This window comes from Schleiferilactobacillus shenzhenensis LY-73, assembly GCF_000469325.1.
GTDB lineage: Bacteria > Bacillota > Bacilli > Lactobacillales > Lactobacillaceae > Schleiferilactobacillus > Schleiferilactobacillus shenzhenensis.
Window position 1 is genome coordinate 1 of the sequence record NZ_KI271621.1, and the last position, 11607, is coordinate 11607.

General features: G+C 59.1%; 10 protein-coding genes, 1 tRNA gene and 1 riboswitch. Of the genes, 6 read left to right on the forward strand and 5 right to left on the reverse strand.

The annotated features are described in order from the left end of the window. From L248_RS14585 to L248_RS14605, 5 genes are all read right to left on the reverse strand, one after another. Positions 1 to 73: transfer RNA gene (locus L248_RS14585), tRNA-Ala, on the reverse strand. A gap of 167 nt (positions 74 to 240) precedes the next feature. Further along, positions 241 to 930 (reverse strand): energy-coupling factor transporter transmembrane component T family protein, encoded by a 690-nt coding sequence (locus L248_RS14590; RefSeq protein ID WP_022531028.1) that lies wholly within the window; start codon positions 928 to 930, stop codon positions 241 to 243. Further along, complete coding sequence (locus L248_RS14595; protein WP_022531029.1) at positions 917 to 2341, reverse strand: ATP-binding cassette domain-containing protein; 1425 nt, start codon at positions 2339 to 2341, stop codon at positions 917 to 919. Before L248_RS14595 ends, L248_RS14590 begins: the two co-directional genes overlap by 14 nt. Next, positions 2341 to 2916 carry an ECF transporter S component gene (locus L248_RS14600; RefSeq protein ID WP_040537104.1) on the reverse strand — a complete coding sequence of 192 codons (576 nt, stop codon included), beginning with the start codon at positions 2914 to 2916 and terminating at the stop codon, positions 2341 to 2343. The genes L248_RS14595 and L248_RS14600 overlap by 1 nt, the downstream gene beginning before the upstream one ends. Positions 2917 to 3000: 84 nt before the next feature. After that, a riboswitch (TPP riboswitch) is annotated at positions 3001 to 3090 on the reverse strand. A 75-nt stretch (positions 3091 to 3165) separates the two neighbouring features. Further along, positions 3166 to 3708 (reverse strand): DUF1836 domain-containing protein, encoded by a 543-nt coding sequence (locus L248_RS14605; protein ID WP_022531031.1) that lies wholly within the window; start codon positions 3706 to 3708, stop codon positions 3166 to 3168. A gap of 138 nt (positions 3709 to 3846) precedes the next feature. Between L248_RS14605 and L248_RS14610 the strand changes: the two genes are divergently transcribed. The 6 genes from L248_RS14610 to L248_RS14630 all read left to right on the forward strand — a co-directional run bounded on the left by L248_RS14610 (position 3847) and on the right by L248_RS14630 (position 11432). Then, positions 3847 to 4962, forward strand: coding sequence for a GntR family transcriptional regulator (locus L248_RS14610; RefSeq protein WP_040537105.1), 1116 nt, complete (start codon positions 3847 to 3849; stop codon positions 4960 to 4962). Positions 4963 to 5142: 180 nt separating this feature from the next. After that, the gene (locus L248_RS14615) at positions 5143 to 6096 is read left to right on the forward strand and encodes a glycoside hydrolase family 43 protein (RefSeq protein WP_040537106.1); all 954 of its coding nucleotides are present in this window, start codon (positions 5143 to 5145) and stop codon (positions 6094 to 6096) included. A gap of 18 nt (positions 6097 to 6114) precedes the next feature. Continuing rightward, complete coding sequence (locus L248_RS14620) at positions 6115 to 7572, forward strand: alpha-N-arabinofuranosidase (RefSeq protein ID WP_022531034.1); 1458 nt, start codon at positions 6115 to 6117, stop codon at positions 7570 to 7572. Further along, a complete protein-coding gene (locus tag L248_RS16575) occupies positions 7562 to 7843 on the forward strand; it encodes a DUF6171 family protein (RefSeq protein WP_220095323.1) in 282 nt (93 codons plus the stop codon). The genes L248_RS14620 and L248_RS16575 overlap by 11 nt, the downstream gene beginning before the upstream one ends. Continuing rightward, positions 7840 to 10191 carry an alpha-L-arabinofuranosidase C-terminal domain-containing protein gene (locus tag L248_RS14625; protein WP_022531035.1) on the forward strand — a complete coding sequence of 784 codons (2352 nt, stop codon included), beginning with the start codon at positions 7840 to 7842 and terminating at the stop codon, positions 10189 to 10191. The genes L248_RS16575 and L248_RS14625 overlap by 4 nt, the downstream gene beginning before the upstream one ends. Continuing rightward, the gene (locus L248_RS14630; protein WP_022531036.1) at positions 10188 to 11432 is read left to right on the forward strand and encodes a glycoside hydrolase family 27 protein; all 1245 of its coding nucleotides are present in this window, start codon (positions 10188 to 10190) and stop codon (positions 11430 to 11432) included. The genes L248_RS14625 and L248_RS14630 overlap by 4 nt, the downstream gene beginning before the upstream one ends. Positions 11433 to 11607 lie beyond the last annotated feature (175 nt).

Sequence of the window (11607 nt, forward strand, 5' to 3'; positions counted from 1 at the left end):
TGGAGCCTAACGGACTTGAACCGTCGACCTCCTGCATGCCATGCAGGCGCTCTCCCAGCTGAGCTAAGGCCCCATTTGCTATCGCTCAAACTATATTACAGGATGGGCAGATGAAAAGCAAGCAACGGACTTGAATTTTTTTGCGCGGAGCTGGAACAGCAGACGGCGCGACGGGCAACCTTTCCTGCCGCGTATTGCGGCATAGCAAAAAGGCGGAGCGCACCGCTCCGCCTTTTTGTCTTACCACGGCCGTAAGCCGAACGCCGCACCGCAGTAGATAATGATTAAGCCAATGGCCAACACCCACTGCCAGGCCGGCAGCGGGTCGCTGATCAACTCCGTGCGCGGGGCGTTCTCAGTGAAGCCTTGGGAGGTCATGGCCTCGGCCAGGTCGTTGGACCAATTCAAGGAAACCAGGATAATGCGCAAATACAAAAGCGGGTTCCACAGCCGCAGGTTTTCTCCCCGCACCAAAGCCGAATACTGGATGCGGCGGAACTCCCGGCGGACCCGGTTGCCCATGTTCAGGGCGCCCAGCAGTCCGAAGACGAAGGCGTTGGGCAGGTGGAAGTGCAGGTGCAGACCGACGAGCCAGCGCTGGGTGCTGACGGTCATCGTTAAGATCATGCCCAATAGTAAGTAGGCGTACACCCGGCTGGCATACATCCAAGCCAGATGCCAACGGTCGACGGTGCCGAAGAACCAGAAGGAGATCCAGCTCCCGAAGGCCAGGGGTAGGGCCACCAGCAGGACAATGCCGGCTTTGCGCCACGAGACGCGCATGGCAATCAAGTAGAGCAAGCCGATAATACTGACGATGACGTTCAGCCAAACGCTGTTGGCAAAGGCCAAAGGCAGGCCGATGCCAATCATGATCAAGGTGAGCGTGGCCGGGTTCAAGCCGCGGGTGGTGCTGTCATTGTTGGTCATGGGTGCCCTCCTCTCCCGCAATCAGGGTCAGCTGTTCATCGGCCAGGTGCAGCTCGTAGGCCATGAAAGGCACGACCCCTTGTCGTTGGTGAGAAACGACCAAGGCACTGATTTGCAGGTCTTGGACCGTTTGCTGCAGCAGGGTCAGAACGGCATGCAAGGACTGGGCGTCCAAGCCGGCGAACGGTTCGTCCAAGAGCAGGACCGGCTGGCCCATGATCAGCATGCTCAATACCTGCAGCTTTTTCTGCTGACCGCCGGACAGCGCGTAATTCACGTGCTCCTCGAGCCCAGTCAAGTTGAGCTGGTCGACTGCCGCCTTTATGCGTTCCGGTGTCCAGTAATCGGGGTGCAGGCTGTGCTGGGCAGAAAGGTCAAGTTCTTCCTGCAGGTGGATGCGGATAAACTGGTCAGGGCTGTTTTGGTAGACCTCGGCGACCCGCATCGCCCATTGGCGCAGCTTGAACTGCTTGACCGGCTGCGCACCGTAAGTGATCGACCCGGTGAACGGATGCTGCTGAGTGAGGGCAGAAAAGAGGGTTGACTTGCCTGCACCGTTATCCCCGGACAACAGCCCCAGTTGGCCGGCGGGGATCTGAAAATGCGCGTTGCGAATCAGCTGCCGGGTGTCAACCCCTAAGCCCAGATCGGCCCAGGCCAAGGGCCCACTGGTGAGCGACTGGCCAATGACCGGCGTGGCCGGTGTGTCTTGGGGCAAGTCAGTGAGCGGCGGCGTGGTCAGTGTGTGGGTGGCGTGATCCACGTGGTACACATGATCGACCAGACCGGCGTAACCGGAAAGGTCATGGTCCGCCAGGATGATTGTCTTGTGCTGTGTCTCTTGCAGATTTTTGAGATCCGCCAGCAACTGGGTCCGGCCCTTAGCGTCGACGTTGGCAAACGGTTCGTCCAACAGGATCAAGTCACTGCCCAGGGCCAGCACACTGGCCAACGCTACCCGCTGCTGCTCGCCGCCGGAGAGAGACTGCAAGGCCCGGTTGGTGAACGCTGTCAGGTTCAACGCAGAAAGGACCGCTGTGATACGCCGGTCGATCTCCGCAGGCGCCAGTTGCAGATTGGCCAGTGCAAATTGTAATTGGTCGATCACCGTCCGCATGGCGAATTGACGGCTGGGATTTTGGAACAGTACCGCCACGTGTTGGGCCCTCTGATAGGGCGGCAACGCCGCAATCGCTGTGCCGTCGACGGTCACTTCCCCGGACTGGATGACGCCGCCATATTGCGGATACAGGCCGGCCAACAGTTTCAGCAACGTCGACTTGCCGCTCCCGGACGGGCCGGTCAGCAAGTTGAACGTGCCGTCAGCGGGTGCAAAATTCAAGTCCGCAAAGATCGGCGGAGCTTCTTCAGCGTAACTGAACGTAAGATTCGTGACGGCCAGTTGCACCATTACTTCAACAGTCCAGTCTTAGCCACCAGCTGTTTGATCCAATACACCAGGACGCCGGAGAAGAACCCGATGGAGATGAAGCGGATGATGAGCAGCGTAATGAGCAGCCCCGGCTGGTAGTTTTTATAACCGCTCTGGAACCAGTCCCAAGCGAAGGTGACGATCGTGGCGCCAATCGTCGACATGAGCAAGCCAAATTTATCCCAGTTCTTGTAACCGGTCACGGCAAACCCTAATTCGTTACCAATGCCTTGAATGAAGCCGGAAATCAGGTCGGCCGCCCCCCAGCTGGAGAACAACATCATTTCGACGGCTGCCGCCAGCAATTCACCAATGACGGAAGCACCGACTTTGCGCAGCAAGACACCCGCCAAGGGCCCCGCCATGATCCAGACACCAATCGTCAGGTCGTTGGCATAAGGCTTGAGCGGTGTGGCCGCAATGGCGTAGTAGGCAAAGCTCCACAATTGATAGATGAGGCCGAAGAAGACCCCAATAAGGGCTAAGAAAATAACGTCGCGGATCGTCCAGCGGACCGGATTAACTTTGGCCGCTGGTGTTTTGGTGTTTTGCATGATCAATCACTCCCAGTATTTTTTGAACCGGGCCAGGGGGAATAAAAAAACGGCCATTCTGCCGAGAGAAGGCCGTGCACAAACTAAAAGATATCATGAGCTCCCTCCGCTGGTATTGTCCAGATCAGGTTCATGGGTTTCTCTCAGCCACGAATGGCACCCCAGCTCGTTTCAATTGACCATAGTGTAGCCTGGATCGGCTGACGGGTCAACCCATGCGGCTTCTTGTGAAGGAAAAATTGCCCACTTTTAACGGTGCGGCGCGGTGGCGTCCGCTGGGGCGTCCATAGCTTGCACCAGCGCATCGCTGACCCGCTGGGCGACAATGGCCTTAGTGGCCAAGTGGATCAGCTCCCGAACCGCGGGTGACGCCTGCTGGGCAGAAGGAATGGTCACGTCAATGGTGGCGTCCGGTGTCGCTGCGGCTTGAGCGTTGTAAGCATGAACCCAAAGATCGTAGGCTTCTTGCCAGGACAGCTCGGCGGTCAGGGCGGCCAAGTACTGGTGGACCACGTCTAGTGAATACAGCGTTTTGAGCAGCGTGACCAGAATGATTTGGGCCAGCTGCTTGCGGCCATACCGCTTCTTATCCGGCCGGGAGACCAGGTCTTGTTTCACATAACTATTCACCATCGACTTGGTCACCTGGGTACCGGTAATCATCTCCGTATACCGGTTGGTTTCGCTGATCACTTGGTCCATGTACAGGCCGATGTCGCTGAGCGAGGCAAACAAGGGCAGTTGATGATGATGGAACCGGTGGACCCACGTCTTGAATGCCTCAGTGAACATACTTTTTTGCTTCCCTTCTGCGTCCTATTCATTATATCATGTGAGAAATCGGGTACAAATTTCAGTAAAGCGTTTGCAAACAACTTCTGGATACTTTATAATTTGTACTGACAAGTTGACGACATGGGAGAAATCGAAATGGAGAAAAAATACGAAATCGTCACCGCGGCCATCCGGGAGTGGATCACGAGCGGACGATACAAGATTGAAGATAAATTACCAACAGAATCCGAATTAATGAGCCAGTTTCAAGTCAGCCGGCACACGGTGCGCAAGTCCCTTTCTGACCTGGAAGTGCAGGGCTTCATCTACCGCATCCAGGGCGGCGGGTCCTTCGTCGCTGATTACAAGCACAACGCGAACCGCAGCGAAGCCCACACCAAGACGGTGGCGGTGCTGACGACGCACATCACCGACTACATCTTCCCCGCGATTATTTCCGGGATTGAGAGTCAGCTGTCGGCCAATGCCATTTCGATGCTGCTGTCCAGCACCCAGAATGACGAGACCTTGGAGCGCAAGAATTTAGAAAAATTCCTCGATGACGACATTCAAGGGGTCATCGTGGAACCCACCAAGAGCGCGTTCACGATCGAAAACGAGGACCTCTATCAGCGCTTCGCCGAAGCCCACATCCCGCTGCTGACCATTGATGCCCGGCCCAGTCACCCGGATATTCCTTATTTTGTGATGGATGACTTTCAGGGCGGGCTTTTGGCGGCCCAAGCGCTGTTGAACGCGGGCCACCGGCATATTTTGGGCATCTTCAAGTCTGATGATCAGCAGGGTGTCTTGCGGATGAACGGCTTCAGTGAAGCATTGCAGCGCAGCCAGCAGGGCGTGCGCGGGCAGGTGCTGCTCTACCAGTCAGAAACGACAGACCAGGCGCTGCGGGAGCAAATCACCCAAGTGCTGGCAGAAACGGACCGGCCGACGGGGATCGTCGGCTACAACGATCAGATTGCGTTAGCGGCCTACACCGCGGCCCAGAACCGCGGGCTTGCCGTACCAGACGACGTGTCGCTGGTCGGTTTCGATAATTCGCTCCTGGCCTCTCGGTTGGGGATTCGGCTGACCAGCATCAACCACCCGAAGGCGCAGATGGGACAGGACGCCGCCCAATTGATGATCAAGATGCTGCAAGAGCCCAACAAGGATTACATGGCCGCGGCCAAGACGTATCCGCCCGAGCTGGTGAGCGGGGATTCGATTCGCACTCTCGCCACCGACGCACAGCAGCAGGCTCAGAAGTAACAGATGACGATAAGATTACCCGGATCGGCGAGCCGCCGATCCGTTTTTTATCCGTACGGTAAGGGATTTGGGTAATCAGTTTTTGAAACATTAGCTAAACTTGTCTTGAAATGGCTTACACGTTCCGTTAACATGGGTCTGTGTTTAAAGTTATTCGGACAAATTTTCAAGGAGGACGTTATGACCAACCAAAAACAACCCATTGTGCCCCAGCGCGCTGATCCCTGGGTTTACCGCCACACGGACGGATACTACTACTTCACCGGTTCTGTGCCGGGCTACCAAACCATTGAATTACGGCGGGCCAAGGGCCTGACCGACCTGGCGGCCGCCCAGCCCGTGACGATTTGGCACGCCCCGGCCAGCGGTCCCATGAGCCAGCTCATCTGGGCGCCGGAACTGCATTATCTGGATGGTGCTTGGTATATCTATTTCGCAGCATCTGATGATGCTAAGGAACGCAATGCCCGTCACCACCACCGCATCTTCGTGTTGCGCAACCGCAATGCCGATCCGCTGACGCAGGAATGGGAGACATTGGGCCAAGTGGTCACGCCCCAAGACAGTTTCAGTCTGGACGCCACCGTCTTTACCCACCAGGGCGCCCATTACCTCGTCTGGGCCCAGCTGACGCCGGCCACCCGCACCAGTTCAGACCTGTACATTGCCCAGCTGGCGGATCCGGTGACCCTGGCCACGGCGCCGATCATGCTGTCCATGCCGGAATACGAGTGGGAGAAGTCGATTTACCCCGTCAATGAAGGCCCAGCAGTGATCGTCCACGGCGGCAAGGTCCTGCTCACATACTCGGCCAACGCTACGGATGAGCATTACGCCATGGGTCTGCTGTGGGCGGACGCCGCCAGCGACCTGCTCAACGCCTATTCCTGGCATAAGAGCAAGACGCCGGTATTCACCAGCAGTGCTGCGCACAGCCTTTACGGCCCGGGCCACAACAGCTTTACCACCAGTCCAGACGGCCAGACTGACATCCTCATCTACCACGCCCGACCGTACGACAACGCTCACTTACAGGGCGGCTTCCTCGGTAATCCCGACCGCCACGCCTACGCCCAGACGTTTACCTGGGCCGCCGACGGCCTGCCGGTATTCGGTGCTCCTGGGGATAATTGAGAAAGGAAACGACACATTATGGGAATAGTATACATTGACGATCACCGGCCCCTGGGCCGCATCAACAAAGACATTTACGGCCAATTTTCTGAACATCTGGGCCGCTGCATCTACGGCGGTCTGTGGGTCGGGCCGGAATCGGACATCCCCAACGTCAACGGCATCCGCAGCGACGTGGTGGCGGCGTTGAAGGACATTCACGTGCCGGTGCTGCGCTGGCCGGGCGGCTGCTTCGCCGACGAGTACCACTGGCAGGACGGTATCGGCCCCAACGACCAGCGCAAGACCATGGTCAACAACAACTGGGGCGGGGTGACCGAGAACAACCACTTCGGCACCCACGAATACTTCGAACTGCTTCGGCAGATTGGTGCCGCCGCATACATTAACGGCAACGTCGGCAGCGGCACCGTCCAAGAGATGCAGGAGTGGGTCGAGTACATGACGATGAACGGCACCTCGCCCATGGCCGACCGCCGGGCCCAGAATGGTCATCCTGACCCTTGGCCGGTCAAGTATTTCGGCGTCGGCAACGAGTCCTGGGGCTGCGGCGGCAACATGCGGCCGGCATATTACGCCGACCTCTACCGCCGCTACCAGACCTTCGTGCGCAATTACGACCCCCAGCATCCGTTGACCAAGATTGCCTGCGGACCGAACAACGATGACTACCACTGGACCGACGAAGTGATGAAGAGCGCCGGCCCGTATTTGGACGGCATCAGCCTGCACCACTACGCCTTACCCCACCAGACCTGGTCGGGGAAGAAAGGCAGCGCCACTGGGTTCCCCGCGGACGAATGGGTCTCGTTGATGGCCGACGCGGAAAAGATGGATGAGCTGATCACCCGTCACAGCGCCATCATGGACAAATACGATCCGGACAAAAAGAAGAGCCTGGTCGTGGACGAGTGGGGCGCTTGGTATGATGTGGAACCGGGCACGAACCCTGGCTTCCTGTACCAGCAAAACACCATCCGCGATGCCTGCGTGGCCGCACTGGCCCTGCACATTTTCCAACACCACGTGGACCGCGTCCACCTGGCCAACATTGCCCAAATGGTCAACGTCCTGCAGGCGATGATCCTGACAGACGGCGACCAGATGGTCAAGACCCCGACGTATTACGTCTTCAAGATGTTCTTGGCCCACCAAGACGCCACGGCGTTAGATACTGTGGACGATCTGCCAGCCACGGTGACGACCTCCGTGTCGGCTAAAGGCGGCGGGTATCTCCTGTCACTGGTGAATTATGGTTTAGACGCAGCGGCGGATGTGCGCTATGAGTTCCAGACCCATACGGTTCAAAGCGCGGCGGGAGAAATTCTGCACAGTGCCGCCATGGATGCCCACAATGACTTTACCGCCCCGGATACGGTCGTCCCGGAACCGCTGACCACGGGTTTGACCCATGATGCCCACAGCGTGAGCGTGACGATCCCGCCCATGAGCGTGGTGACGGTCCATGTCCGCTGACCGAGCACCGTGCTGGACGTGCGGCGACTTGGCCGTGACCGATCCGGCGGCCATTAATGCGTCGGTGGCCGACCAGTTAGCCCTGGAACCGGCCGCTAATAGGGTGTCAGACACTGTTCGAGCAGCCCGCTTGGCGGTATGCCGGCAGTGTCCTTTCTACCAGCACGGGACGTGTACCGAATGCGGGTGTTACGTAGCGTTCCGGGCCAGTCTGAAGAATAAGGCGTGTCCGCGGCACGCTTGGAATCAAGATAAGGAGCCGAATCAATGACAGAGAAAGTACCCACGATTACCGTTCATCCTGATCAGCCGCTGGCCGATCTGGGCGACTTGTACGGCATCTTCTTCGAAGACTTGAACCATGCTGCCGACGGCGGGCTGTACGCCGAAATGGTGCAGAACCGGTCCTTCGAGTTCTGTTCCGTGGATGCGCCGGACTACCACGCGCTGACCGCCTGGGAAGATGCACAGGGCGCCCCGCTAACACCAGCGCCATTGGCCTTGCGGGTGCTCAGCGATGCCCCCTTGAACAGCAATAATCTGCACTATCTCCAGATCGACACCCACGACCCTCGGACCTTCCGCAATCACGGGTACGGGCAGGGCATGGCCTTCCGGCGGGACGCGGTGTACCGTTTCTCCGTTTTCGCCCGCAAGCTGTACGCACCGGTGACGCTGACGGTGGCGTTGACCGATGATGCCGGCCAGATTTTGGCCAGCGGTGAGACTGTCGTCACCAGCGACGACTGGCACCAATATTTTCTGACCCTGACCAGCCGGGGGACGACCGCAGCCGGCCGCCTGCAGCTCACCGTCAGCGGCAACGCCCACGTGAGTCTGGACATGATCTCGCTCTTCCCGAAGGACACCTTCCACCACCGGATCAACGGTGTGCGGGAAGACATTGGGGAGCAGCTCGCGGCCCTCCATCCCCGCTTCATGCGCTTCCCCGGCGGCTGTCTGGTCCATGACGGCAGCCTCGATCCCCGGGACCGCGACGCCGGCTACCGCTGGAAGAACACGATTGGCCCCGTGGAAGCCCGCCCGGCTCGGCGCAATTCCTGGGGCTACAACCAGACGCTGGGTCTAGGCTACTACGAGCTGTTCCAGCTGGCCGAAGACATCGGCGCGAAGCCGCTGCCGGTCCTGCCCGGCGGCTGGGATCCGCACCACCAGTGGGCGGCCCCCATGGCTGAACTGCAGCCGTTTATTGACGATGCGCTGGATCTGATTGAATTTGCCAATGGACCAGTGGATTCCGAGTGGGGCGCCAAGCGGGCGGCGATGGGCCATCCCCAGCCGTTCCATTTGGAATATTTGGCCATCGGCAACGAGGAAGTGGGGCAAGAATTCTTCGACCGCTATCCCCGCTTCCACAATCAGATCAAGGCCCGCTATCCGGACATCAAGCTGATCAACTCGGCCGGCCCCTTCGCCGCCGGCAGCGAGTTCGACCGCGGCTGGACCAGTGCCCGGCAGCACCACAGTGACTTGGTGGACGAGCATTACTACATGTCCCCGCGCTGGTTCCTAGCTAATCAGCACCGCTATGATACTTACGATGCCCACGGCCCCAAGGTCTTCCTGGGCGAATATGCCTCCCACGGCAACACCTGGGCCAACGCGTTGGCCGAAGCCAGTTATATGATCGGCCTCGAACGCAACGCCGCCAAGGTGGGCCTGGCCTGTTATGCGCCGTTATTGTGCAACACAGATTATGTGAACTGGCGCCCGGACTTGATCTGGTACGACCAGCAGCACGTCACCGGCAGTGTGAACTACGACGTGCAGAAATTATTCATGACCCATCAGGGCAGCCAGAACATTGCCCATGAAGAGGCCAATCTGCCGGCGCCGCTGCCCTTGCCCGCTGCGCCCACCACCGGTGCGGTCCGTTTCCAGGGTGCCGATGCCGATATTACTTACAGCAACATTTCTTACACTGACCTGCTCAGTGATACGACTACCCAGCTGGCGGATGGTACCGTGACGGGTCAGGACCAGGTGCCGCTGCTGGCGAAGACCAGCGGCTACTTCCGGCTGACCTTCGACTTCGTCAAGACCGGCGGCCGGCCGGATAAGGGCATGCGGCTGGACTTCGGCGTGGTTGATGACCAGCACCGCTTCGGCTGGTCCCTGGGCGGTTGGCAGAATCAGGATGCGCTGATCGAGCAGATCGACGAGGGCGGCGGCAGCGCCTTGACCCAGTCCATCTGGCATGTCAGCCAGAACGTCCCGTACCACTGCGAGCTGACTGTGGACGGCGATCACCTGACGGGTAAGATCGACGGGCATGTGTTCAACGATGTCCGTATTCCCAGCGGCACGATTCCCGCGCTATACATCAACAGTGTGCGGACGACCGCCGGGCAGACCATCGTTAAGCTGGTCAACGTCCAGGATACCGCGAACGACGCGCGTATCGCCGGCTTGCCGGAGGGGGCAGCGACCATTGAGACGCTGCAGGCCCCACCGGCGGCAGAGAACACCGTGGGTCAGCCGGATCAAGTCCAGCAGGACAATGCGACGGGGCAGCCGGCGGCAGACGGAACGCTGCCGGTCCACGTGCCGGCCCATAGTATTGTGTTCGTGATGACTGAAGGGAGCAAAAAAGAATGACAGAAAAAGAGTTTCGGACCTGGGCACCGAGTGCACCGATGGGCTGGAATAGTTGGGACTGCTTCGGGGCCTCGGTGACCGAGGGCGAAGTCAAGGCCAACGCCGACTATCTGGCCAAGCACTTGAAACAATTCGGCTACCAGTACGTTGTCGTCGACATTCAATGGTACGAACCGCAAGCCAATTCCTCGGTGTACCACCAGTTTGCGGACTTGGCGATGGACGATCAGGGCCGGCTGATTCCGGCGACGAACCGCTTTCCCTCCGCCGCTGAAGGCCACGGCTTTGGTCCTCTAGCCCAGTACGTGCACGACTTGGGCCTGAAGTTTGGTATCCACATTATGCGCGGGATTCCCCGCCAAGCGGTGGCCCAGAACGTCACTACCGCCGGCGGCTATTCCGCCCGGGACATTGCGGCCAATAACATCTGCCCCTGGAATTCTGATATGTACGGGCTGGACATGAGCACGCCGGGCGCCCAAGCATACTACGATTCTCTGATGGCATTGTACGCCAGCTGGGGCGTGGACTTCATCAAGTGCGACGACATCGCTGATTCTAAGCTGTATGGGATGCATCGGTCAGAAATTGCTGCGCTGCGCAGTGCCATCGACAAGACCGGCCGGCCAATCGTGCTCAGCTTGTCCCCAGGCCCGGCGGACATCAACTATGGCGCCTTTCTCCAAGAACACGCCAACATGTGGCGCCTGACCGACGACTTCTGGGACACCTGGCGGCAGCTGAAGGGTATGTTCCCGGTCGCCGCCAAGTGGGCGCCGATGGTGCGGGCCGGCAACTGGCCGGACCCGGACATGTTACCGCTGGGAGCCATCCGCCAACGCAGTGTCGACGGCGGCACCAAGCTGCCCCATACCCGCTTTACGGTACCTGAGCAAAAGACGATGCTCACACTCTGGAGCCTGCTGCGGGCGCCGTTCTTCCTCGGCGGAGACCTGCCGCAGACCGGCGACGAGCTGGCGCTGATTACCAATCAGGCCGTTCTCGGCATGCGCCAAGACATTACTGAGGCCCACGAAGAAGCGGCCACGGACACACTGGTCACCTGGCAAGCCCAAAGCGCCGCGCACCACTACACGGCATACTTCAACATTGGCGAAGACGAAATCACCGTTCAAGCACCGGCCGCTCCCGCTAGCGAATTGTGGGACGGTACCGCACTGACCCCGGACCAACCGCTGACGGTTCCGGTGCACGGCGTCGTGCTGATCGAACAGCAGTAACTGAGTAGAAAAATAGGCTCACTTTCCTGTTTGGGAAGGTGGGCCTTTTTGGTGTTGTGAAATATTAGTCGCGAAAGCCGGCGATTTGGGCTCTCCGGTTGGCTGGCGAGGAAAGGACTCGCGAGGCCCGGCGATTTGGGCCCTCCGGCTGGCTGGGGCTGGAACGCCATGGGCA